This is a genomic window from Rudaeicoccus suwonensis, assembly GCF_007829035.1.
Classification (GTDB): Bacteria; Actinomycetota; Actinomycetes; order Actinomycetales; family Dermatophilaceae; genus Rudaeicoccus; species Rudaeicoccus suwonensis.
In genome coordinates this window covers 79,127-103,889 of record NZ_VIVQ01000005.1, presented here as the reverse complement: position 1 = coordinate 103,889, position 24,763 = coordinate 79,127, and the positions used below count along the sequence as shown (strand labels likewise).

The window sequence follows — 24,763 nt, the reverse complement described above, 5'->3', positions numbered from 1 at the left end:
GTAGTCACTGTCAAGGCACTCTGCCGGCGTTCACGCGCCCAATCGCCAGCGCGTCGCAGGACCTGGGGCATGGGCTTTTCTACGCCCCGGGTTGGTTCCGGTCGCTGTGGGCTATCGGATCGCCTCGTGCTGTGTCGTTTGAGGATCCTCGTGTGGAACTTGCCGGTGTCGTCCCGGGGAGCGACTTAGCGCACGTCGAGACGACACCGGCTTGGCAGCTTCATACGCGCCTTTGCGCGTCAGTTCTCGTCGTCGTTTTCTGTTAAGTCGGCGCCGTCTTCGGTGAGATCGCGCTCAAAGGTGCGCGGCTCATGCACGTCGGATGAAAGCCCGTACGTGCTGCGCAGCGTCTCGATAGCTGCGAGCTGTCGTTTGCTGTGAGGGCTCGCGCAGGACTCGCCCTCGTCGCCAGGCACCGGATCGAAGGAGTGGTAGACCACCCGCTCCAGCAATTCTCCCAGCGTCTCGTCATTGAACTCCGCGAGGCCCTTGAGCACTTTCACGAGGTTCTTCTCCATACGCACTCCGAGTTGGACACGTTCGATCTTCCGTGTGGAATCAGCCATAGCTACATGTTACCTAGGTACCCAGGGACCTTGGCAAGTCGAATTTTCAGTGTCTGATTGGAGAGGGTGACGTCTTCGCAAAATGTGCAAGCGCTGGGGCGTGCGTCTCGCAGATCGCTTGCACCATTGGCATCGGGCAAGTCCCCGTTAGGTGTGCCGTTGAAGGATGGGCTAACGGGACGGCGCGGGCCCCGCGTCGGTGCGACGTCGTCGATGCACTCCGGGTCAGGCGATGGGGATCCATTCGATACGTGATCCACGGTCAGATCTACGGCGGATTTTGTACTTTCCATCGCTACGTACGCATAGATACGAAGCGGTCGCTGCGACCGCCAGGCCCCATTGCTCGATCGGCTCGCCATCATCGTCGCTTAGGTTCGGATGTGTTGTGAGAACGCATCCGAGATCGAACGTGAAGACGGTGCTGGCGTCACGCGAGTCGATGTCGACTGCCACGATGGCCTGACCGTCCAGTACGTCGAGTGCTCGGTCGACCAGGCTGCTATCGGAGCTGCTGGTCGCAAGTGGTGAGTTGTCGAGCATCAATTCCCATGCACATCCCGTCATCAGGGTGAGGTGCCACTGACCACGCACAAAGGTGATCCGTCCCGGAGTTTCTACCGGTGCCCCCTCGATGTGGACTGGCCAGTTGCGCGGCTCGTTGATCGTGAGGACGGGATCGCCGAACTCAAGGAACACCATCGCGGGCCGATTAGAGAACAGCGCCGACTCCCGACCTCGCTCGACCGGCCACGATGGCTGGCCGAACAGGGGCTTAAAGGCGTCGTTGATTCGATCCATTCAGTGGATGTTGGCAGGACGACCGCAGTTGCACCAGCGTTTTACAGCCAGCAATGCTCCCCCTTCGCCGGATGAGTGCGGCGCCGATCGTAGAGCACCAGCCATACCCGTGACTCGGCCGCCTGGCTCCACGCCCAACCCCCGCTGGGACTACCACCGAGACATGCGACGGGAGTTAGGGACCTCGACACCTCCCGTCGAGGCGTGAGTCCCTCGGACCCGGCCCGGCTTGAACGGGCAGCCACCCTCACCGTGCGACGGGCAGGGCACACCCTTACCGGGTAGATGCGCCTTGGGCGGGTTCGAGTCCGACTGTACGAACCCGAGTTAGCAGTGGGAAACCGATTTTCGTGTCCACCAACGACTCAAGCAGAGCAACCTTCTGCTTGTCCCGTAAGAGGTTCCTCTTACGGGATAACCGCAGGTCAACCACGTGACACGGAACACGCAGTCCCGTATACCCCGCCCGCAAAAATGCCCGGTAAAGGTCGCTCAACCGGCACGAGTTATCCACAGCCTGCAAAGAGTCGTGCGCTAGCCGGATCTGGTGCGGTATGCCCGCCGAATCGCCGCCTTGATCAGTTGATGGGAGATCTCGAGCAGATCGTGCCGAGTCGCCGCACCCCCTGCGACGCTGACTCTCGATAAGAATAATTATCCCGGTTGTGGTCGTATGCTTGTTTCATGTCAGATGAGCGGGGAGTTCCCTGGTTAGACGGGTTTGCTGCGGTGGGGGATTCGCTTGCTGGAGCGGACCGCCCTGTCCGAGTGGGGCCGCTGGCGAAGGTGAACCTGCTGGTCGGACGTAACAATCACGGAAAGTCGACCATCCTGCGTGCAGCTGGGCAATGGTGTGGTCGGCCGACGCGTCGTTTCTTTGCTGATGCCACCGAGACTCTCGTTCGGGTGGATCGAAATAGCTTGTCCTTGCGGCTGTCGTCTTACGGTGGCATTAATCAGCGTCTGCAGCAGATGTGGACGGAGCACGGTGCCGAGTTGTGGCGAGGGGGTGATGGCCTATGGACGTCGAGGGAGCTTCCACAAGCACTCGGACTTCACCAGTTTTCCTCCGGTAGCCCGGAGGTGCTGGCTCAGGATGTGGTGCAGCCGATCGCGCCGCGTTTGGTGCAGATCCCGGCGTTTCGCCAGATCAGGCCAGCCGATCCGCAGAGGCAGCGAACTGCGGAGAGTCCCGTCGAAGACGGTCTCGGGCTATTGCAGAAACTCGCTGAATGGGAACGCCCGCCTCGCGCCGCGACGCAAGACCACCAGAAGGCACGCGAACGGTTCCGGCGGATCTGCGAATTCATGCGGATCGTCCTAGAAGAACCGGACGCCCGACTCGAGATCGCTCACAACGCCTCGGAAGGTCAGGTCGCGCTGTCGCAGTTCGGTGACCTGTTGCCGCTAGAGCAGTTGGGGGATGGCATCAAACAGGTGCTGATGATCGCGGCCGCCTGTACCGGATACGAGAACGCGCTCATCACGATCGAGGAACCGGAAACGCATCTGCACCCGACATTGCAACGCAAACTGCTGCGCTACTTATCAGAGCACACCGAAAACCAGTACCTGATCGCGACGCACTCAGCACACATCCTGGACACCCCGGGTGCGCACGTCTTCCACGTCATCCACGACGGAACATCGACAACGGTGTCCCCGCCGGTACGACAACGCGACCTCGCCAACGTCGCCGACGATCTGGGGTACCGCGCATCGGATCTGTTGCAGACCAACTACACGATCTGGGTTGAAGGACCATCCGACCGCATCTACTGGAAGCGGTGGCTGGAACTGGTAGCTCCGGACCTGATTGAAGGCACCCACTACTCGCTCATGCCCTACGGCGGCCGGCTGATCGATAGCGTCACCGTCCGCACCGAAGACGACCCGCAGATCGAAGAGGACCTCATCAAGATCTTGCAACTGGGCCGACGCTGCACCGTCATCGCCGACAGCGACAAGCAATCGCTCCAGGCTGAACTCCATCCGCAGATCCAACGACTCATCGACGAAGCACGCAGCCACGAGTATGCCGACGTGCTCGTGTGCGAGTGGGCTCGCACCGTCGAAAATCTCATTCCCGCAACCAAATTCAGAAATCTGCTCCTGCAAAAACACACACGTTCAACAACACTGGTCCCCAGGAGCGACGACCCCTTCAGGCAGCCGTTCGGAAAGATGAAGGCGAGCAGCTACTCCAAAACCTCGATCGCGCGACACGTCGCTCCCCAGATCCTCAAAGTCGACATCGGTGTCGACCTGCGCGGCACGCTTGATGGGCTCGTGGATCGGATCCGCCGCGCCAACGGAGTCAGCCCAGCCATCGCGATCGACAGCAGCACACCATGAGACTGACGAACCCGGCGCACCCTGGCACGGTGATAACACCGTTATCACCCGTGCCGGACACGCCCGTGCTCTCAGAGCGTCTGACCGGGTTGGTCGACGATTCTCGTTCGGAGCGGACACGGCGCGCGTATGCCTCGGATTGGCGTCGCTGGGAGGCCTGGTGCGCCCAGCAGGGGACGGTGTCGTTGCTGGCGGAACCGGTGCAGGTCGCCGAGTACATTGCTCATTACGGGACCACGGTGGAGGAGGGTCGGTCGCGGCCGCATGCGGCGGCGACGTTGCAGCGGTGGGTCGCGGCGATCGACGCGGTCCACCGCGCGCACCGGTTGCCGACGCCGGGGGCGGATGAGGTGGTGCGGAATGCGTTGTCGGGTGCGCGGCGTCGTCAGGCTCGTGCCCGGCAGACCGCGATGCCGGGTCAGGCGCAACCGTTGTCGTTGCCGGACCTGCGGCTGATGCTGACCGCGACCGCGTCGACGACGTGGCCACGCGGGGTGATCGCCACCCGTGACACCGCCTTGCTGTTGGCCGGGTTCGTCGGTGGTCGGCGCCGCTCCGAGCTCGTCGATGCCCGGATCGCCGACTTCTCCTGGCACGCCCATGATGGGTTCCACTGGGTGATCCCGGTCAGTAAAACCGACCAGGAAGGACATGGGCACACCGTGGTCCTGCCACGCGGCCGGCACACCCTCACCTGCACCGCGTGTGCCCTGACTCGGTGGATCCAGCTGCGGTCGACCTTGGCGGCCGCAGCCGCCACTCCGCCCGGGCACGACGAAACGCTGATGGCGCAGAGCACTGTGTGGAGGGCGGTTGGTCGACGGCAACGGATTGCCGCGATGGCGTTCCTGCACGCTCAGCGCCGCATCCCCGACACAGAGCACGTCTGCCAGATGCCGCCCGGCTGGCGGACGGGGCGAGGAGGACCACCGGTGCTGGTGCCACTGGCATCGCTACCGACCGCACTGGCGGCGGGGGATCGGATGTTCGTGGCCGTGAACCGCACCGGCCGCATCGGCGGCTCCCTGACCGGTGAAGCCGTCACCGACGCCCTGCTGCGCGCCCGCCGTGCCGTCGGCCTGCCGACAGCCGGCTATTCGGCCCACTCGCTACGCGCGGGGTTCGTGACCGAGGCGGACCGGGCGGGCAGCACCGTGCTGGAGATCCAGCAACAAACCGGGCACCGAACCCACGAATCGGTCGCGGTCTACCGGCGCCGGTACTCACCTGCCGACGGCAACGCCGTCACCAAACTGGGCCTCTAACCGGAGGCATTGAAATGGTGATGGTGCGCGGGATGTGGAAGCGAACAGCGTTGTGACCGCGACAGATTGGGACGTCTTCGCTGACTGGTGCACCGCCACCGGTCACCCCACACTGCCCACCACCTGGGACACAGTCGAAGCGTTCTTGGACGAGGTCCCGGCCGCGCCGACCACGGTCGTGCGACGCCTGGGCGCGATCCGTGCACGCCACGACCACGCCCGTACCGAACTCATCGGCGCACCACCACGCCCACTGCAGGGGCGGCCATGGCGCACCCCCGGCACTCTCATCACCCCGCAGCAGCTCGAGCAGGACATCGACAGCGACGGCGGAGATGCCGAGGGTGTGGGGGAGGGGCCGTGCTGGTTGGAACTGGGAGAGGCATTGCACCAACTACCGGTGCACGGGTGGCCCCACGCAGTCACCGCACGCCGCGACGCCGTGGTGCTGATCCTCGCCGCGTGTGGGTGGTCCCGCAGGCAGATCACCACCCTTGTCCCCGCGCAGGTCCGACTCGAGCCGGTTCCCGCGATTGACGGTGTTGATGTGCCGATGAGCAATCACGGGCTGACCTGCCCCTCCTGTGCGATCACTCGATGGTTGCGGGTGCTGTCCGCGATCCACGCCTACCCCGCCGCTGACTCCGACCTGGTCACCACCGTCGTAGAACACCAACCAGCTGATGTCCGCCAGCACGAATGCGGCGACCCCGTCCCCGCGGGGTGGGAGCATGCTCGCTGGGTTCTGCCGTCGATCGATGCGCATGGCCGCGTCGGCATCGGGTCGGTGATCCCTTGGCGGCGCGCGTCAGCCATCCTCGCCGACCGACAACATCCCGCCCCGCGCCTGGAAGTGTCTGCCGGCATACAAATTCGCCGAGAGGGTGCTGCTGCGGTGGTGGTGCCACCGTCGATGACCGAACGTGCCGCGACCGCGCACGCGATCGACGACATCCTCGACGACCTCGATAACGCCATCGACGCGATCATCCGGCGATACGCCGATACGTTGGCGGCCATCGACGAGACCGCCGGGCCCAATCGCCGGTGACGAACTCAATTTCACACGGGTCCGGTGGCTCTTCGCTGCTGTAGTCCTATCGTCATCCATGATGATCGAATCGTGAAGTCCCCGGCCCTCCTAGCGATCTCTGGTTAAGCCGAGCGTCGGAAGGTGAGAATGGTCTCGACCTTCATTCTGTTGTCGAGCTTTCCACCAGCACTGGTCGGGGGCGGGAGATAGCGGCTGGTGGCGGGAAGGAGCCGCTGAATTCGGCCCTGCTCCGTCAGGCCGTTGGCGGAACCCAATTCAGTGAGCGCGTCGTCGATGTAGACCGCCGTTCCCGAATGCGTCGAGTTGGCCACGACGAAGGTGATGGTGCCGTTATCGCCAGTGACGCGGGCCAGCTCACGAAGGAGTCCGTCGAGGTCGCCCAGATAGCGGTTGATGACTGCTTCCCGCCGCGGTGAAACCTGACCCTTCACGGCAGCCTCGAAGGCTCCGTCAAGATGTTCGGGGCGTGCCGAGCCTCTCTCCGACCCGACGTTCTCGCCACGCAGGTCTCTAAGGGCAGCGATCGAGTGACCCATCCAGACTAGGCTCATCCGGTGACCACGCAGGTAGTCGATTGCCGTTAGATATGGCGGGCTGGTGACGATCGCGCCGACCACGCCATTAGCGAGTGGTAGCGCACGCGCGTCACCGCGGAGCAGGGTGAGTGCTGCACGCTGGTGGGGGTCGAGTCCAGCGCGCTTCCGCAGCACCTCGGCTACGGACGCCGGGAACCGTTCGGTCGGGTCGATTGCTGCCTTGTCACGTACTACGTGCGGCCGCGAGTGTGATACGTCTCGGGCTCTCGATGCGCCGAGGGTCTTGGTGATAATCAGGCGCGAGAAGGCACACCACAGCACGTCGCGGATGGACGGGTCGCTCTCACGGATGCCGATCGCCAGGGTCGACAGTTTGTCCCGCGCATTGGGGTCGAACCAGAAGTCGATGAACTCGCGCGTCTCGTCATCGACCCCCAGATCGGCTATGCCGCGCAGAGGCGTAGATGCAATAGCGTCGCCTGCCGCTTGAGCATCCCCCGCCGGGCACACCGAAGCGGCAGCGGACGAGATCAAGAGGGCCAAGGGGTCGCTGTCGACTCCGATGCAGTTGAAGCCATCACGTGCCGCCTCGAGGACGAAGCTTCCTGAGCCCATCATCGGGTCGAGTAGCACCGCTTCCCGCGGGAGTGACTTGAGCTGTGAGCTGACGAGTTCGGGGGCCATGCGCGCCGGGAACGGATGGACGGACACTCGACCAACCATCAGGCGTCCTCCTTTGGGACGGTCTCTTTGTACTCGTCGACCAGGGACGGGTCGAACTCGTCGAGAGACGCGCGGACTTCGGCGTACAGGGCGGCAGGGGAGGCGTTGAGCGCGACGATCCGGTCGTCGGCGAACACCGACCTCGGGGCGAGGGCCGCGAGTCCCCGGATCAGCGCGTCGACCTCGGACGGCGTGAGCTCGACGCCCTCCGCGTCGAGCCAGGCCCCTAGAGCATCGCGGCTGGCGGGACGCTTCGATTCGCTGAACTTCACTAGGGTCTGGACGAGGATGGCGACTGGCGGCGCCGGCACTCGCGCCATCTGTTCACGCTCGGCGACCCAGGTGTGTGTCTCCTCGGGCGTTCGGAGCTCGAATAAGCCCCTCATGTCGGCCGGCGTGAATCCTTGGAGGGCGAACAGCTCGACGAGCTTCGCTAAGTCCGAGACGCGGACAGCCGTGATTCCGTCGTTAGCGCACACCGCGTTGATGAGGCCTAGGGCGTCGTTAGCCCCCTGGTAGTCGGGTGCAACGAGCAGCGTGAACTCGGGTTCGACCTTGAGGTTATGCTCCTCGAGCGCGCGCTGGCGATGCACTTTGAGCACTGAGGTGCGCGCTGTGTCCGCTCGTATCTTCCCTGGCGCCTCCAGAACGATGGGGGTCCCGTCCTCGCCCTCGGTGAGCTTCTTCTCTGCGTTGGCAGTCGACTTAGCGTCGTAGGTCAGTGCGTAGCTGATGCTGGAGTCGCCGTCCGCACGCCACCCGAGGCGGGCGGTGGCGATGCCGTCGACCCCATGCGATGCACCGCCGAAACGTTGGACCTCGAACCCGAGAAGTTCGAGAGCGTCGCCGACTGCGTCCTCCAGCGCGTTCTCATTATTGGTGGCGTCGCGCAACGCCTGCGCGATCACGTGCGCTGATCGGGGGTAACGGTTGGTGAGCGCCCGGAGGAATCCGTCACGTCGCTTCACCACACGGGCGACGGCGTCGGGGGCGACGTTCTCGTCTAGGAGGTAAGCCTGGACCATGATATCGGTGAGCCCGAGCAGCTTCAGTGGTTCGGCGGTCGCCTTGGTACCGATGTAGTTCGCCACGAATGGGTGGCTCTGGTTGAGGACAGCCGCGCGTCGGGCGGGGTCGTACATAACGAACGGTTTATCCGCACTGGAGGTCTCGAGTAGGACGCTCTCGACGAGGTCGTTGTCATCCGCGAGTGCCTGAGTCGCGGCATCAGTGTGCGTCGTATCGTCTAGGCCGAGGGCTTCTTGGACGCTGCGGTCGCCGGCGGCCGCGCGCTGGAGCATTCTGCGAAGGGGGCCCTGGCTCAAGCCAGGCGGCGCGCTCGACAACCGGCCCTGCTTCGACAAGCGCGTGATGGCATCGTCAGCGTCCCGCTCGGAGGACACACCACGCGCCTTATTGAACACGGCAAGGAGGTAGTTCTTGAGCTCCTCTAGGGCGGGCGACTCCTTAAGCGCTTCCCTTGCGCTGGCGACCTGGTCGTCAAGGTCGTCAGCGTTGATCTCCATGCGGAAGCGGGTCAATGTGCCGTGACGGAGCTCGGGGCCAACCTCGAAGTCTTCGGAGTCGAGGTTGATGAGGCGGCCGCGTACTCGAACGAAGAACCCGTGACTGCGGCCGAGGTACTCGCTTTTGCCACGTTCTAGCGGCTCGTTGTACATGAAGGCGGCGCCGTACACGATACCGGCGTTGGGCAATCTGAGGGCGGGAATCTCCTTCTGGACGAGGGTCGGCTCATGGCCATCATCGCCCGGCTGCTCGACCTCAACCGTCACCTTGACCTTATCGCCAGGCCGCCAAGGTCGGTCGTCGTTGGCGGACAAGGTGCTCTCGTCCTGGCCGACGGTGAAGGTCCACAAGGGCTCGGCGCCAGCCTTCGAGGACGCGACATGAATGTCGTTGAGCCAGAGGTTGAAGCCGGGATTGAGAGGTAGCGCCGTGCTCAATACCCAGCGGAGTCGACCGATGCTGATGCGCTTCGCCGTATCCTTGAGGTTAGTGAGGATCGCGGCCGTCCAGTGGTGCTCGCCGAGCGCCACCAGCGCCTGCTCCGCGAACGACTGGTCTCCGTCATGCTGGGCGCTCATCATCGCGTCTCGGATGGCCTGGTGCGCTTGCTCCTCGGTCAGTTCTACGACTTCAAGGGCGAGGTTTGTGCCGGCCATGAGCTCGTGACCCTCGGCGACTCGGCCGTAGTCCATCGTGACTGCGAGGTAGCTATCGTCCGGGTGGACGATGTACGTGAGACGTTCGGCCAGGACATAGGTGGCGAGCTTCCCGATGCCGAACTTGCCAACGGGACGTGCACGCCCAGCCGGCTTCTGATCCGTGCGCTTGAGTGACTCGCCGATCCGCCAGAGATTCTTGAGGCCGTCTAGATCCATGCTGGCGCCATCGTCGATCACGACAAGCGTGGCCTCGGGCGCCTCGAAGTCAGTGGGCAGGTAGACCCATACGCGCTCCGCGCCGGCGTCGTAAGAGTTGGTCACCAACTCCTCGAACGTCTTGTTCGGCGAGCTATACAGGCCCTCGGAGAACCGTTCGATGATGCCGTAGGAGATGTGCACTGGCACAGTGGCGACGCTGTTGCCCTCCGCGGCGAAAGCCTCGACCTCAACGGCTTCGCCCTCGACCGGAACGGTTGCTGCTTCGTCGCCCCTTACCATTTTTTCCCGCCCTCTCCGCGTTCCGCGACAGCCTACAGTTGGGCGGGCGAGGTAGCGGCCATGGTCGGCACTCTCCACGGGATCGCGTCGTTGGCCGTATTCCACGACACGCCAAGGGCTTCAGCGACCCGAGCCACGCTCAGGTGCGCCACGACGATCCCTCCCAGCGCCTATGCCAGGGCACGCCGCGACAGCCTGGCACGTGGTTCGGCGGCGGCGGTGGTGTCCTGCCGCCACACATACGCGCAGCCGGTGCACCGGTACCGGCGAACCGTGACCCGCAACGTGGTGGGCCGCCAGCCCAGCGGTTCGTGCGCGAGCTCACGGATCACGGTGTCGCGGGCCGTGCCCTCGCAGCCGCATCGGCGGCACCACTGGTCCGGCTCGACGACCCAGCACGCTAGCACCGCTCGGTCAGGTTCGAGCCGCTGCCCGGTCACCACCAGGCCTAGCGCGTCGAGACGGCAGAACGTGCTCAGATCAGGGCAAGCGAAGGTAGCGTCAGGCACGTCGAGGTCTTCCGGATGGGCAGTGTGAGAACTTCCATCCTCAGAAGACCTCGACCCCTACCCAGCATCGACGCGCCGCCCGCCCCGAACTCCGCGAGCTACACCCTCATCTGTGAAGAGCCGGAAAACCTTTAGCGAAAGTCGAACAGCTACTGCGCGTTCTCGGCGATGCAGGTCGAACTCCTGGACTACTGGAAGAAGTGGAACACGCGGCTCGACTTGGCCAACGCGATGTGCGAATACCTTGAGGTCTGGTACACAGGAAGAGGCGTCACAGTCAACTTGGATGGCGGACGCCGATAGGGTTCGAACTCAACCGCATCAGCACCGTGGCATGAGAATCAATCGCTACCGGACCACGCGGAACCCGGGACAGGCCAAAGTATCCGGTCACGCCAGGGCGGTTCATCTAAGTCCGGACTCAACTTCGAAGGAGCTCTTTGCGTGGACAAGTTACGTATCGGATTGATCGGTGCGGGTCGCATCGGTCGCGTTCACGCCGAGTGTGTGGCGACACTTCCCGGGACGACGCTCCAGTGGGTCTGTGATCGCGACACTGAAAGCGCAACAAGAGTGTCGCGGGCGCAGGGAGGCAGAGTAACCGCTAACCCCCGTGACGTTTTCGAAGCTCCAGACGTAGATGCAATCATCATCGCGTCGTCCACACCTACTCACGTGGACCTCTTGCAGCTCGCGGTAGAAGCCGGAGTCCCTGCACTCTGCGAGAAGCCCGTCGATCTCGACATCGCACGAGTAGACGAATTTCGTCAGCAAGCGACCTCGGCGGCTGTTCCCATTGCCATTGGATTCAACCGACGCTTCGACCCTCATTTCGCCTATCTGCGCGAGCGTATAGCATCCGGCGATATCGGCTCATTGGAACAACTATCCATCACCAGCCGAGACCTCAAGCCAGGCGCGACGGAGTACCTCGCAACTTCCGGCGGCATTTTCAAGGATCTGACGATTCACGACTTCGACACCGCCCGTAGCTTCATACCGTCGATCGTCGAGGTCTTCGCCCGTGGCGCAACTCTATTCAGCCGATCTATCGCAAACCTCGATGACTACGACACTGCCTCCGTGCTCCTCATCGGAGCCGCGGGCGAACAAGTATCCATCACCAATTCGCGACACGCAGCTTACGGATTCGACCAGCGGGTGGAGGCATTCGGATCCGAGGGTCTGCTCACTGTAGGCAATGTCAGTGACACCTCTGTACGCCACTGGTCGGCTACGTCCGTCGAAGCGCTCCAGCCGTATCAGAACTTCTTTCTGGAACGCTACTCGCAGTCGTATCTGCTGCAGCTGTCCGAGTTCGCCAAGGCCGTGCGCGGCGAACCCAATCGCTGCGCTGGATACGACGACGGCAGGGCGGCATTGATGCTCGCTAACGCCGCGGACAGGTCCGCCCGGACGGGTCAGGCAGTCTCGGTCGACCTAGACGGTATGGCGTGACTCGGACGGTGTGACGGGGTTGCGGGCCGGTGACTCACTCACAAAGTTCGTGGGTTACGGGGTCGGGACCGACACTCCTTGCAGGCGGCGTCAGTGCTGGCTGGACGACCGGACGTGGTGCTCCGTCGGTCAGCGCGGACCCTGCGCGCATGCCCGACCCAGCTGGCAAGGCTGAGACAGCAGTGCCACGGCGTTGCTGTCGTTCAAGCCATGTCGGGGCGTACGCTGACGGGCAATAATGGACTACAGAGAGCAACTCAGTTGAAGACGTTGAATGTGGGCATCATCGGTCTGGGAAATGTGGCGCGTGTTCATGCCCAGTTGATCCAGCAACGGATTGATGGCGTGCAGGTTTCAGGTGTGTTCAGCGCACGTGCAACGACGAGGTCCGCATTCGCAATCGAATTTGGTGCCAAAGAGTTTGACACGGCGGCAGATCTAGTTTTTTCCGAGGACGTGGACGCGGTACTAGTGACTAGTCCGGACATGACTCATGAAGAGTATGTGAGCCTGTGCCTCAAAGCGGGTAAGCCGGTTCTGTGTGAGAAGCCACTGACTCCGAGTGCTGAAGGGTCCAAGAGACTACTTGAGCAAGAGTTAGCCCTTGGGCGACGCCTGGTCAGCGTAGGTTTCATGCGGCGATACGATTCAGGGTATCGGCGAATGCGTACCCTTATAGCGGACGATGCGATAGGCGTTCCCAAGATAATTCACAGCATCCATCGAAATCCAGCACCTTCTCCCGGATTTGCGTGGCAAGACGGGATTACGGCGGTCGCCGTCCATGACATCGACATCATTGGCTGGCTACTCGGTGAGCGGATCGCTTCGATAGCAGCGGCAACCACGATCGACGAAAATTCCGACCAACAGACCGAGCCCTTGCTGCTTTCCGGAACGACCGCCGGTGGCGTTCTGTTCTCTATCGAGTCTTTCGTGAACTGCGGTTACGGGTACGACATCGGGTGTGAGGTAGCTGGCACATTAGGGTCAGTGAATTTGGCCTGGGGGGATGGGATCGCTGTACGTCGCGACTATGCCTCAACGAAGCCGATCCCTAACGGATACGCGTCACGGTTCGAGTCAGCGTTCGTCGACCAGATGCGAGCTTGGTGTGAGGCAGTGCGAGTCGGACACAGAGTAGGTGCGAGCTTGTGGGACGGTTACGTGGCTTCGTTGGTGACTGACGCAGCGCTTCGAGCCGCTTTGAGCGGTAGGTCGGAGGTGGTGACGTACCCGGGTGTCCCGGAGATGTATCAGCTGTAGCACCCCACCCGGGAACGTTGCGCCGCTTCCGACGCCGGCAGCATGAGGAACCGCAAAGAGTCTCGCAGTGGTTCGGCACGAGCGGGTGACGCCTGTTTGGTCTTGACAGGTTGGTGTGGCCGTCATCACTTGGGGCCAAGTCCGCCTTGTAGTACCTACTTGTTCTAGCTGTAAGCTCTTTTTCTCTCCGCCAGATTCTCTATACAAGACTTGATAAGGCTCTCGTCAATGTCCTCGTCTTCCAGGAATACCGGATGGCCAAGGGCAGAAGGGGCGACAAGGTGAAGAGCCCCATTGCGGTGCTGCCTGATTGAACGTAGGGAACTGTACATCTCCACCGCGTCGATACCGGACCAGGAGAGCGGTAGGGAAAAGCCTGCGAGAGCATCTAGGATCTGTCGGCGAACGCCTTCGTCCACAATTCCTAAGGCATATGATATTTCCGTGGAGATGGCCATGTCGATGGAGACTGCTTCACCGTGCGACACCCGGAAGCCGGACTCGGACTCGATATACGGCGAGAAGGTGTGGCCGAAATCGAGTACGCGTTGCTTGGACCTCTCGTAGAGGTTAAGGGACAGTTCGCGAAGGATCTCGACCACTGATCTCTTGATCGCTTCAGCAGCTGCAGTTCGCGGCGCTTGGAAGCGGCTCTGCTGAAACTCATCGCTATGAGCGCGGAGAATGTGGAAAAGGTGAGGGTCGCTGATAATCGCCATTTTGAACATCTCGGCGGCCCCCGCGCGAATATAGCGGATCGGCAACGTGGATAGGAACTTCGAGTCGAGCAGCGAAGCCTCCGGCGAACTGAACGTTCCTAGTAGATTTTTCTTCCCTCCAAAATTGACGGCGTTCTTCGTGCCGACTCCTGCGTCGATCAGCCCGACTAACGTCGTCGGCACCTTGATGTTGGGCACACCTCGGCGGAACAGCGCAGCGCTGACTCCGACTATATCGAGGCAGACACCACCACCGATTGCCACGATCGGAGATTCTCGATCAAGGCCCATCTGGGTCGCGCGGGTGACCACGACATCCACACCGTTCAGGTCCTTCTTCGCCTCGGTCACGTCAAGGACGAGCAGCTCACTGCCAGGCTGCTCAAGGGCGGACTCGATATAGCGCTTCAATTGTGCCCCGTACAACGCGTTGACCGTCGGGGTCACGACGAAGAGTGCCCTGCGATCGGCCACCACTTCAGCCAACAGCGCGTTGTCGGGCCTCAATAAATCCGTGGTGGAGACGATCTGCTGTGACGACTCTCGGGAAGAGCGCAACTCTAGAATATTGCCGTTCTCGGTAAGAGCCGCGTCGATGTCATTTGCTAGGGCTTGCACGTCTTGTCCTTCTTCCACACTTCTGCTCGTCTCGTTTATCTCGTTGCCGAACGCATCGCCACAATCTGTGAGTCTTCGGGTTTGCCGATCCGATCGTTTGGACCGGCCGACCACTCACACCACCTCAAGTCTGGTCGTCGACAATACGGGCGACCAGTTGGGTCGTTGACGCTCCCACTCTCGTCGGCGCGATGGCCACACGGCCTCCCCACTTCGCCATGACCTCTACGCCTACGACGTCGTCGACCTCATAGTCTCCGCCCTTGACCAGTACGTCCGGCCTGAGAGCGTTCAATAGTCGTGTCGGCGTGTCATCGTCGAACACCACGACGTAGTCCACGTGCTCGAGTGCCGCTATGACATCAGATCGTTCTTCTTGCTTGACGATGGGGCGCCGCGGGCCTTTGAGCCGTGTAGTACTCGAGTCGCTGTTGATGGCTACCACCAACACGTCTCCCTGTGACTTCGCATATCGGATCGTTTCGAGGTGACCGACGTGGAACATGTCGAAGCACCCGTTCGTCAAGACCACTGATTCGTGCATTTCGCTGTGATGCCTCATACGCAAGACAAGTTCGTCCAAGCCCACGATTTTCGGAGACTTTTCGGAGGATCCGTCGATGTTGTAGCGAAGTCGTTCAGGGCTGACAGTCGCGGCACCGACACTCGTGACGGACAAGCCTCCGGCGACGTTCGCGAGACTGACAGCGTCGACGAGCGGTACACCGGTGGTCGCGAACGTCACTCCGAGTGTCGCCAGGGCAGTGTCCCCAGCGCCTGTCACGTCGAATACCTCTCTAAGGTGACCTCGGATCTGTACAGGAGCAAGATTTGGCTGGATCAGAGTCATCCCGAGTTCACCTCGAGTCACAACCACGAAGTCGCAATCGACGAGGCCCAGGATTGCCTGACCTGCAGCGCAGACTTCGGCGTCGGTGGTGACTGGCATGGAGGTTGCAAGCGCAAGCTCGCGGAGGTTCGGCATGACAGCGGTGCAGCCGCGGTACTTCGAGTAGTCCTTTCCCTTCGGGCCGATCAGCACCGGCACTCCCCGCTCGCGGCACAACGAATTGACGGCGCTGAGCAAACGCTGAGTGAGGGTACCCTTTTGATAGTCACTGACGATGAGTAGATCGACGGTCTCGATGTGCTGCATGACCGATTCGAAAAGGAACTGTTCACAATAGTTCTGCATCGGCCGCGTGTTTTCATTGTCAATTCGCAGCATCTGCTGCGAGCCGCCGATGCAGCGTGTCTTGACGGTGGTCTTTTTCGTGTTGTCGATGACGACCGCGCTGGTGTCGATGCCATGGTCTCGAAGAGTGTCAGTCAGATTCTGGCCCGCAGTATCGTCTCCAACGACGCCTGCGCAGAGCGTGGTGGCGCCGAGCGCTTCCAGGTTCATCGCGACGTTTGCAGCTCCCCCGGGACGGTTCTCGGCGCGCTCCACACGGAGCACGGGGACAGGTGCCTCAGGGGACACCCGATCGACAACACCCCACAGGTACTCGTCGACTATGAGATCGCCCATGACGAGGACCCGAGGGTTGCCGAGGATGTCAAGAACCTCTGCGAGCCGTGCCATCAGCAGCTGACCAATCGAACGGCATCGGACAGATGGCTTGCGCTCAATGTACCGACGATGACTGAGTCGACGAACGGCTGACTCGTCACCCAGCGTAGATCAGCAGATGGGTCACTGGTATGGCCCTGACGCAAGACTTTGATGGCGAGAACCGCTAGACCGGCGGTATGGGCCGTCTTGAGTGCGGGCACAAGTGACTGATCCGAGACATTGAGTGGAGCCATGACGACGTCGAGACTTTCGATCACCCCTAGGACTCCGGCCCTCGTCTTGGCCGAGATCCCGATTGATCTCGCCTGGCCTCGCTCCCGGGCATCCAACAGAGTCGGAATTGCGTCCGTGTCCCGAAGCAGGGAGTCCTCATCAACACCGCCGGCGTGCAGCAGGAGGACATCTACGTGATCTGTCTGCATGCGCGACAGACTCTTAGCGATCTGCCTTTCAAGGGCGGCGCGACTGAAGTCCCAGCTCGAAGTGGTTCCCTCGAACACCTCACCGCACTTGGTCGACAGCACCAGTTCGTCGCGATGGTCCTTCACAAACGCGGCGATCCGACGCTCGCTCGATCCATATGCAGGCGCGGTATCGAACAAGGTCACACCCAATCCGAGAGCGTGACTGAGCAAGGCTTGCACCTCATCGTCGGTCGGGAGCTCGTAACGTGCGGGGTACTTCACTCCAGTCTTGCGGCCGAGCTTGACTGTACCGAGGCCGATGGGGGACACCTGGATACCGGTGTTGCCTAGTCGACGCGGAACCACTTCGCCTCCTTCCACGGCGGTTCGGCGACCGCCACCTTCGGCACCGGATGGGCGGATAACGCGGGATGGCTGGATCCAGGCACGGCGGATCGCATGTAGGTGAGAACTTCATCTGCCAGCAGAGGAGTCAACGCGAACTTGGTCGGCCAGACGGCCATGACGAGCGGCTGGTCGGCAGCGACTTCCACATGGGCGCCGGCCGGTCGACGCCCGTCGATAGTCACCGGTTCTGCACGGATTGCGTGATAGGTAGAGACCTCGACGCCACGGAGATCCAAGCTCGGAAAGGCACACCGGATCGCAGCGATCGCTAACAAGCGAAATGCGACCGGATCATCGGCCTGCAGCGTTGTCTCCGCAAGTCGGCCACCGACCTGCCAAACTACGCTTCCGGACTCTAGGCGCACCGTGGTGACGGTGAGATGAGGATCTCCATCCAGAACGCAGTGACCGTAAATCTCGGGCAACGGTCCGCGAAGCATCAGCATCGATAGTGGCCGGGTCTGCATCTTGGTGGCCCGCACACCAGCAGCCTGTAACAGTTCCCCGTTTCCGGCGCCCGCGGCAAGGACGATCCCTTTGGGACGGAATATCTCGTCATCGACAGCAACCACTCCGTCGTCGAGTCGTATCTGGACTTGCGATGCTCGTACGACGTGGGCGCGGTATGGCCGGTAGAGAGACGAGACGAGCGAGCTCATGTCCAGCACCAACTCGTCAAGCTCTCTGACCTCAGAGGCGTCAGTCTGCAGCAATTTGGGCCATACTGCCGAGGGAAGCGCACGACCCGCGGTCAGTGGTATCGGGGTGGCGTTCCCTGCTGGTCGGAGCGATTCGGTGCGAGGGACCCATGCGAGGAGAGAGCGGGATCGGAGCGAAACTGTGCGCAGATCCGGGGGCGCTTCTCCTTGGATCGATGCGCGCCACCGTGATGGCATCGCTTGTAATGATCGAGTCAAAGCCGTTTCATGTTGAGTCGTTAGGCCATACTTTGCGCCACTGTGAACGATTCCCTGTGACCACATGGTCTGGCCTTGCCCCAGGGCGCTCTTTTCAATCAGCACAGCCCAGTAACCGGCATCGCACAGCACGTTTAGAATCCAAAGTCCGGCAACCCCTCCGCCGATTATGAGGACGTCAATCTCGCGTGGACGGCTCACGTCGGAGGCACGCTATTTTTATTCGCGCTGCTACACCCAGGACGCCACGAGGGCCGACTTGCCGATCTCGCCGGGCGGGCGATTGTCGGATAATTGGCCCCGTAAATCATGTTTGCAGATTCAAGGCATGCAGACTGGTTACCGAGAAACATGAACGCGCCTCCCAGTCGGTTCTCCGAATGCCGGTACCATCACCCTATCAGCAGGTGGTCGATCGGCAGCGTCTGCAGTGGATCCGGCAATCTCCGCCGAACTCGAACGAGGCCCCCCCGCTCGAAATCCGGAGTAGACGTGATCATTGAGCGTCCGGCGGAGCTCCTGTGCCGCCTCGTTGGTCGAGCCAGCGAGCTCAACGTCCGGCCAATACATACGTTGGCTCGGCGCATGAGCCGAAATCGCTGGTGCGCCGGAGCGATAAACAGGCAGCCGCAGTCCTGCATTCGAGACTGTGGGTGGGCTGGTCAAGTCCTTGTCGGTGGTGTAGCCGGCTGCACTCTCCTTGGCGAGGTTGCAGGCGGTCAGTTCGGGTAGTTTATCTGTTCCGATCTCGGCTTTCGGTGGTCGTGAGGAGGTTGACGCGGCATCGGTCAGGACGTCGAGTCTGAGGTGGTGGCGGCCTTCGGCCCATTCGTCGGTTGCTCGGCCAACACGGCTCCGTCGAGGCGCGCGACCGCTGCACTGGATGGGAAGATGCCGACCGAGTCGGTGCGACAGCGGATCTCACGGTTGAGCCATTCGGTCGGGTTGTTCGACCAAATCTGAGGTCCACACGTCTTTAGGAAATGGGTGAACGCCAGGATGTCGGCGCGATCAGCATCGAGGCGGGCGTGCATGTCTGGCAACTTCTCGGCCACGTCGTCCATGAGCCGGTCGAACTGAGCGTGCACGCTGGCTGCCTCGGGCTGATCAACCCAGACCGGCCGCTGCTGACCAGCGCTGTTGCTACGACGCTATGACTCCGCCCCACCACCATGACGATCACGGCGACCGCGCTGCACCAGTATGCGGGACTCAACTCTGGAGTCGGGCACGAGCGGCCCCACTTAGCCACCTGCTGCGATTGCAAGGGGGAGCCGACACTGACACCATTGCAACAATGGAGGAAGTTCCGCTTGCCGGTGGCAACATCTCGGCTGGTGTGGTCCGAGTCGGGCAAACAGTGCGCCGGCCCGTAGGCAAGTGGACGCCAGCCGTCCACGCGCTTTTGCGGCATCTCGAAAATCGCCAATTTCAAGGTGCACCTAGAGTCCTCGGAATCGACGACAAAGGACGAGAGGTCCTCACGTATATCGAAGGCGATTGTCTTGCTTTTATTCCTGGAGCCCTCGACTCGGCGGAAATCCTATTCCGAGCCGGCAATCTGGTGTCCATCCTGGCGGCATCAATGGAAAGTTTTGAGCCGCCGGACGATGCTGAATGGTGGGACGGCTCGCGCGATCCCCATGCAGCGACGAGAATCATCCACAATGACCTGGCTCCGTGGAACGTAATTGCGAGCGGAGAACAACTGTCAGTCATCGACTGGGACTTCGCGGGACCTGGGCGTTTTGATTGGGAGGCGGCCTACGCGCTCTACACGTTCGTTGTGGAACCGGCACTCCACTTAACGGATGCCGAGATGGTGGGGCGCATCAGATCGTTTGGTGAAGGGGCGGGCCTCAATTCGGTCCGGCTGGCTGACGTATTAAGTCTTGTCCCGACGAGGACCCGCATCAACGCCGAGATGATTGAGCGGCTTGCCCGGGAAGGGCATCCCGGTTACATCGCCGTCGAGAAGAAGGGCCACGCAAAGGACTGGAGAGCTGCAACGCAGAACATCAGCCAACGGATTACCGCATGGCTCAGTCAGGTGGGTGGGTGAGCATGACGTTGCGTGGCCGTACGAGGGGCATGAGTGCACATGTGGGCGCGAATGCCGGTCGGGTGATGAGCAGGCGATCGCGCGCGAGGGCCGACTTTGACACGATCATCAGCGACCGCGTCGCGCGTTCGGTTCGGACGCTCAGGGAATCTCCTCATCCAGTGAGACGACTTCCGACAGCGGTCCTTGGCACTCTGGCCGCTGGCCATCATCTACTCTTCAATCTCAAGGTGGCGAGCATTGCGACGCGCTACGCGCTGCAACGTACCGCAGGTCGAGAACCTGCGACCTCTCTAACTTTACTGAGCCCCGGCAAAGCCCTCGTCGTGATCGACGGGAACTTGGGCGACTGCGTCATGGCAACCCGATCCCTCGCGGCAGTCCACGAAGCATGGCCTGGAGCGCAGATCGACGTGCTCACCAATCGACCTGAACTGTTCTCGTGTTTCCCCTACGTCCGTCGCTGCCTCGACATGCCGAAGGTGCACTCGTCTAGAACCATCTCGCTGCCGTCGTTAACTTCGGGTTCTGCGGTCTTCCTGGCGAGGAGGGCGCGCAAGTCAGCTAAGACACTGATTGAAGACCTCGCGTCTGAGAACTACGACGTAGCCGTCGCGGCGCAAAACGATACGGCGATGTATCTAACAGCTCGCGCGGAAGTTCCTGTGCGCATCGGGCGCGCGCCTATGTACCGCGTCGAGCGGGCGCTACGGCCCTGTCTCACGCACCCGATCCCGAGCGGCTCACTGGAGATGCGTTTCGCCGACCCGACGCTCAGCCCCGAGATGCTGCGCGACTTAGGTCTGGACGTCACAACCCCAGGCCGGCCAGAGCTATGGGTCGACTCCATTGCGGCGCTCAGCGTCGATGCACTCTTGGAGGAGTGGGGTGTAGCCGACGGACGCTTCGTGATTCTTCATACCTCCGCCCGATCGCCAGCGCGACGGTGGCCAGATGAGTACTCCGACGCACTGGCGAAACGCATCCACGGCAGGCACGGCTGGAAGTCGCTGTGGATCGCCGCCGATAAATCCGACCTCGCAACCAGCAATTACCTGACGAACACAACCGGACGACTTTCGCTAAGCGAACTTGTCGCCCTCATTGACGTGGCCCCAATTGTCATCACGACGGACTCCGGACCGCTGCATATCGCGGGCACCCTGGGCCGCCCGACGGTCGGTCTGTTCCGGAGCCGCAACCCCATCCACCAACATCGCTATGCTTCGTTGACTTCACTCCTGGGTACGCATAGCGCGTGTCGCGAGATGTGCGGTGTTTACCGGTGTTTAGGAAAGAATCCGCACCTACTTCGTCAAAATTGCGCGGAGATGGTAGCCATTTCGCCTGAGCAAGCTTTCTTCGAGGCCGATCGCGCAATCCGCTTACACACAACCGCTGAGGGCAGATGCCCAGCTGGTTGACGGCTCTGCTGCACCGGTCGTTCTGAATGTCGATGCCGTCTGAATACTGACCCGTGATGCCGCTTAGGCTGGAGAGTTCATCGCAACACCCTCCTAGGGGAGTGTTCGGATAACGGTGGGTGGGGTCTGGCCTGACACGCCGGGCAGTGGCTTGGCGGGAGGCAGGCATGATGACCGACACGATCGATCCCGTGGGACGAATCGATGAGCAGGACGATGAGCAGCAGGTCGCGCAGCGACTGGTCGCCCAGGCCCGGGCCGAGGGCGTGGATCTGGTCGGCCCGGACGGGCTGCTGACCGGGTTGACCACACGGGTGCTTGGAAACGGCACTGGACGGCGAGTTGACCGAGCACCTGGCTTATGAGCACTCCGACCGTGACGGCAAATCCGTGACGACTGGTGCGAATGAGCGCAATGGCACTCGACCCAAGACCGTGATGACACACGTCGGGCCGGTCACGATCGACGTCCCGCGCGATCGCGATGGCAGCTTCGAACCGAAGATCGTCCGGAAACGACAACGCCGCCTCGACGGCGTCGACCAGCTCGTGCTGTCGCTGAACGCGCGCGGGCTGACGACCGGCGAAATCGCCGCGCATTTTGCCGAGGTCTACGGCGCAAAGGTCTCCAAGGAAAAAAATCAGACCGGTGTACACCGCGGTCAACGCCGAGCAGGCCGCGGCCAGGTTGGGTGAGTTCGCGGACCGGTGGGGTGACACCTGCCCGGCCGCGATCCGGTTGTGGCGCAACGCGTAGAACGACGTAGTGCCGTTCCTGGATGACGCCGTCGAGATACGCAAGATCAGCTGCACGACGAATGCGATCGAGTCTCTGAATGCCAGGTACCGGCGAGCGGTCCGTGCCCGCGGGCACTTCCCCAACGAACACGCCGCGCTGAAATGTCTCTACTTGGTGACCCGGTCTCTGGACCCCACCGGCCGGGGCAGGGCACGATGGGTCATCCGATGGAAAGGAGCGCTCAACGCGTTCGCGATCACCTTCGATGGGCGCATCAGCCCCTCGAGCAACTAGAAACGCCAGATTCTCACCCACCGTTTATCGGACACTCTCAGCAGATAATATAAACGACCCAAATAATTTTGAACTAACGAAAATCATAGAGCTCGTCGACTGCCCGATGTCCGCGCTCGAGGACTGCAGGAAGCATAGCGTCACGGCCCGTGCGGACTCGCCACTCTATCTGCAAGAGGATTTGCGTTGCCAGAAGAACAGCCGTTTGTTGCCATCCAACGATGTCCAGAACTCGTACCCACAGCTGTTGGCGCTTAATATCAAATCGATGATCAAACAAATGCCATTGAAGAGTGACAAGATCAGTAGCTCGAGTTCCTCGTCCTGCATTTGCAATGTCAACAACCGCCACAACGCTACCATCCTTGACCAGTACGTTACTTGGATTGAGATCTGCATGGACCATGTCCGGCGCACATTGCGGAGGAGTGGTACCGGTGCACATAGATCGAACTCGAGCTACAAGGGCTGCTACTGCCGTTGAATGACGGGGAAGTGTAGCTACCGATTTGCGCAGCTCACATTGCTCGGCTGTCTCGCTCAAATCCAACCGTGAAATTGGGTGAGCTTCAGTCGCCAAATTCCAAGAATATCTCCAATGATCATAATTCTCGGAACCGTTGCAAGATTGCAACTCTATAATTCTTAACAACTGCTCGATGAGGTCATCATTCAGCACTAACGCGGGCGCGGCGTCCACGAATTCGGTAAGGTGCCAGACGTAGTCTTCAGAGAAACCCACGCCTAGCCAGGCGGGAGTAGGATAGCCCATTTCGCGCATGTGATGCACAATTCTGCTTGCACGCAGGACCCCCGCGGGCTGGTCGACCGTAGTACGCTGTTCAACTTTGAGAACAGCGTCGCGCGCATCGGGGCCTAACCCAACGTGAATCGCACCGCTATTGAAGCCACCTACTAGGGGGCCAATTAGCTCTACATCTTGGCCTGTAACACTTTTGATGTCCGCTAGGACGTCTTCAATGAGAAAATGTCTCATGAGTAAACGCTCAATTCTACCCATCGACTTGCAAAATGACTGAGATGGCAGTTGCTCGAAGGCTATGTATCTGCGCAAATTATATTCACGACCGCTGGCTGCGAGCCATGAAAGTAATTGCGAAAGCATCTCCGATATTCCCTAATAATTCAAAGTTTTTCAATCGCGTCGAGTACGTCCATCCGACCGAGGAGCTAGAGACGCAAGCTAGCATCGTTACTGCCCTGCGAGGACGGCCGTAACGCGCAAGGTAACGAAACCCCATAACCGCACTAAAATATACAAGAGCGGACACGGCGTGAGGATCTGTGCCTAGCTCGGTAGAAATTGTGCTGAGTCTTTAGAATTAGGTAATTTGATGGCTATTCGCCCGGTGTAGTCGATTCGGTGAAGAAGTGGCTGAATTCGATGGTTTTCGAAGTACTCGTCGACAGCCCGTTTAGCTCCTAGCCAGTGACCGTAGTCATCTATGATAATGACACCATACGGGGCCACACGAGGAAAAAGATGCTCCAGCTCGTGTTTCGTAGATGAATACCAATCGGTGTCAAGACGCAGTATGGCGATATCTGAAGGAGCCTGATGTGGGATTGTTTCTTCTACTAGGCCTTGGACAAGATGTATTCGCTGTTCCGGGTATCCAACGCTGAGCAAATTTGATCGCGTCGCTTGGAAACTGTTCCTCGCCCAAAGCCAGGAATTCGACTTTGCGCCAGCCATGAGAGTGTCAGCCGAGCGCCCCATAAAATCGATGTCATTCTTGTTCGGTGGGGGCATCTGCGTAAACGTATCGAACAAGAAAAGGTCACGATCGAGTATCGAATGATTCATAAGTGTCCGAGCGGCTGCCATCATACTACCTCCCTTCCAAACACCACACTCAACGATTGCACCCGAAATATTATTATTGATCACGTATCGAACCGCAGCACATAATGAAGAAACACGTTCCGGAGAGGTCATTGTATATTCCCGAACCATCTCCCATGTCTCTCGATCATCAATAGAGATGTCCGGCGGAATACCGTCAATATCGATTTGAGGATGCCGGCTGCGACTTCGGACAATGTCGTAGCCAAAACTTCTCACAAACCTTCGAACGGAAAAGTGGCGGTCCATTTGGACTTCCTTCCTTAGCGCGACTCAGCGTAAGCATATAGCAGTTTACTCCGAAATTTCATGCGCCGTTGGTAAGCGGCAGCGAGGGCGCTAGATCTGACCTGGTTCTGGGGCGACGGCCGTGCAGCTGGCTCGGTATAAGGCGCCTGGTCGGCGGCGGATCGTCAGGCACTGCGGATCGGCCCAAAATAGGCGGAATTGGGCGTACGGGAGTGTACGAATATCGGTGTTTCTGGTTCACTGGATTAGTATTTCGGCGGTGGGCTAGA

General features: G+C 60.9%; 17 protein-coding genes and 3 pseudogenes. 8 read left to right on the top strand and 12 right to left on the bottom strand.

Features of this window, described 5'->3' with window-relative positions:
* Positions 1-239: 239 nt before the first annotated feature.
* Together BKA23_RS16970 and BKA23_RS16965 are read right to left on the bottom strand one after the other, a co-directional pair.
* Positions 240-518 carry a hypothetical protein gene (locus BKA23_RS16970; protein ID WP_145230716.1) on the bottom strand — a complete coding sequence of 93 codons (279 nt, stop codon included), beginning with the start codon at positions 516-518 and terminating at the stop codon, positions 240-242.
* Between the two features lie 273 nt (positions 519-791).
* Positions 792-1,367: a hypothetical protein gene (locus tag BKA23_RS16965; RefSeq protein ID WP_145230714.1), complete on the bottom strand. Its 576-nt coding sequence runs from the start codon at positions 1,365-1,367 to the stop codon at positions 792-794.
* A gap of 684 nt (positions 1,368-2,051) precedes the next feature.
* Here BKA23_RS16965 and BKA23_RS16960 point away from each other — a divergent pair.
* From BKA23_RS16960 to BKA23_RS16950, 3 genes are read left to right on the top strand one after another with little or no spacing between them, the layout of a single operon-like run.
* Positions 2,052-3,722: an AAA family ATPase gene (locus BKA23_RS16960; protein WP_145230711.1), complete on the top strand. Its 1,671-nt coding sequence runs from the start codon at positions 2,052-2,054 to the stop codon at positions 3,720-3,722.
* Between the two features lie 50 nt (positions 3,723-3,772).
* Entirely contained in the window at positions 3,773-4,987 is a 1,215-nt protein-coding gene (locus BKA23_RS16955; protein WP_145230709.1) for a site-specific integrase, read from the top strand.
* A 34-nt stretch (positions 4,988-5,021) separates the two neighbouring features.
* Positions 5,022-6,038, top strand: a complete 1,017-nt coding sequence (locus BKA23_RS16950) for a hypothetical protein (protein ID WP_145230707.1) — start codon at positions 5,022-5,024, stop codon at positions 6,036-6,038.
* A gap of 104 nt (positions 6,039-6,142) precedes the next feature.
* Here BKA23_RS16950 and BKA23_RS16945 read toward each other — a convergent pair whose 3' ends face one another.
* From BKA23_RS16945 to BKA23_RS16935, 3 genes and pseudogenes are all read right to left on the bottom strand, one after another.
* Positions 6,143-7,300, bottom strand: coding sequence for a TRM11 family methyltransferase (locus BKA23_RS16945; RefSeq protein WP_145230705.1), 1,158 nt, complete (start codon positions 7,298-7,300; stop codon positions 6,143-6,145).
* Entirely contained in the window at positions 7,300-9,984 is a 2,685-nt protein-coding gene (locus BKA23_RS16940) for an ATP-binding protein (RefSeq protein ID WP_145230703.1), read from the bottom strand. The genes BKA23_RS16945 and BKA23_RS16940 overlap by 1 nt, the downstream gene beginning before the upstream one ends.
* Before the next feature lie 80 nt (positions 9,985-10,064).
* Positions 10,065-10,493: pseudogene (locus BKA23_RS16935) on the bottom strand (ISL3 family transposase); the annotation flags it as partial.
* Between the two features lie 444 nt (positions 10,494-10,937).
* On the opposite strand from BKA23_RS16935, the gene BKA23_RS16930 reads away from it, so the two are divergent.
* Both BKA23_RS16930 and BKA23_RS18280 read left to right on the top strand, forming a co-directional pair.
* Positions 10,938-11,951, top strand: coding sequence for a Gfo/Idh/MocA family oxidoreductase (locus BKA23_RS16930; protein WP_145230701.1), 1,014 nt, complete (start codon positions 10,938-10,940; stop codon positions 11,949-11,951).
* Positions 11,952-12,161: 210 nt separating this feature from the next.
* Positions 12,162-13,217 (top strand): Gfo/Idh/MocA family protein, encoded by a 1,056-nt coding sequence (locus BKA23_RS18280; RefSeq protein WP_145230699.1) that lies wholly within the window; start codon positions 12,162-12,164, stop codon positions 13,215-13,217.
* 164 nt (positions 13,218-13,381) lie between these two features.
* On the opposite strand, the gene BKA23_RS16920 is transcribed toward BKA23_RS18280, so the two are convergent.
* The 5 genes and pseudogenes from BKA23_RS16920 to BKA23_RS16900 form a co-directional block, all read right to left on the bottom strand.
* A complete protein-coding gene (locus BKA23_RS16920) occupies positions 13,382-14,572 on the bottom strand; it encodes a 3-dehydroquinate synthase family protein (RefSeq protein WP_170226683.1) in 1,191 nt (396 codons plus the stop codon).
* Positions 14,573-14,678: 106 nt separating this feature from the next.
* Positions 14,679-16,139 (bottom strand): D-glycero-beta-D-manno-heptose-7-phosphate kinase, encoded by a 1,461-nt coding sequence (gene rfaE1 / locus BKA23_RS16915; RefSeq protein WP_145230695.1) that lies wholly within the window; start codon positions 16,137-16,139, stop codon positions 14,679-14,681.
* Complete coding sequence (locus BKA23_RS16910; protein ID WP_170226680.1) at positions 16,139-16,900, bottom strand: aldo/keto reductase; 762 nt, start codon at positions 16,898-16,900, stop codon at positions 16,139-16,141. Before BKA23_RS16910 ends, rfaE1 begins: the two co-directional genes overlap by 1 nt.
* Positions 16,882-18,060: an FAD-dependent oxidoreductase gene (locus tag BKA23_RS16905; RefSeq protein WP_145230691.1), complete on the bottom strand. Its 1,179-nt coding sequence runs from the start codon at positions 18,058-18,060 to the stop codon at positions 16,882-16,884. The genes BKA23_RS16910 and BKA23_RS16905 overlap by 19 nt, the downstream gene beginning before the upstream one ends.
* A 516-nt stretch (positions 18,061-18,576) precedes the next feature.
* A pseudogene (locus BKA23_RS16900) lies at positions 18,577-18,968 on the bottom strand (transposase); the annotation flags it as partial.
* Positions 18,969-19,156: 188 nt separating this feature from the next.
* Here BKA23_RS16900 and BKA23_RS16895 point away from each other — a divergent pair.
* The 3 genes and pseudogenes from BKA23_RS16895 to BKA23_RS16885 all read left to right on the top strand — a co-directional run bounded on the left by BKA23_RS16895 (position 19,157) and on the right by BKA23_RS16885 (position 22,378).
* A complete protein-coding gene (locus BKA23_RS16895; protein ID WP_170226678.1) occupies positions 19,157-19,921 on the top strand; it encodes a phosphotransferase in 765 nt (254 codons plus the stop codon).
* Positions 19,922-19,950: 29 nt separating this feature from the next.
* Positions 19,951-21,345, top strand: a complete 1,395-nt coding sequence (locus BKA23_RS16890) for a glycosyltransferase family 9 protein (RefSeq protein WP_170226667.1) — start codon at positions 19,951-19,953, stop codon at positions 21,343-21,345.
* A 170-nt stretch (positions 21,346-21,515) separates the two neighbouring features.
* Positions 21,516-22,378 (top strand): annotated as a pseudogene (locus BKA23_RS16885) (transposase).
* Between the two features lie 73 nt (positions 22,379-22,451).
* Here BKA23_RS16885 and BKA23_RS16880 read toward each other — a convergent pair.
* Entirely contained in the window at positions 22,452-23,504 is a 1,053-nt protein-coding gene (locus tag BKA23_RS16880) for a phosphotransferase (protein WP_211841780.1), read from the bottom strand.
* 183 nt (positions 23,505-23,687) lie between these two features.
* Positions 23,688-24,494 carry a TylF/MycF/NovP-related O-methyltransferase gene (locus BKA23_RS16875; protein ID WP_145230685.1) on the bottom strand — a complete coding sequence of 269 codons (807 nt, stop codon included), beginning with the start codon at positions 24,492-24,494 and terminating at the stop codon, positions 23,688-23,690.
* Positions 24,495-24,763: the final 269 nt, after the last annotated feature.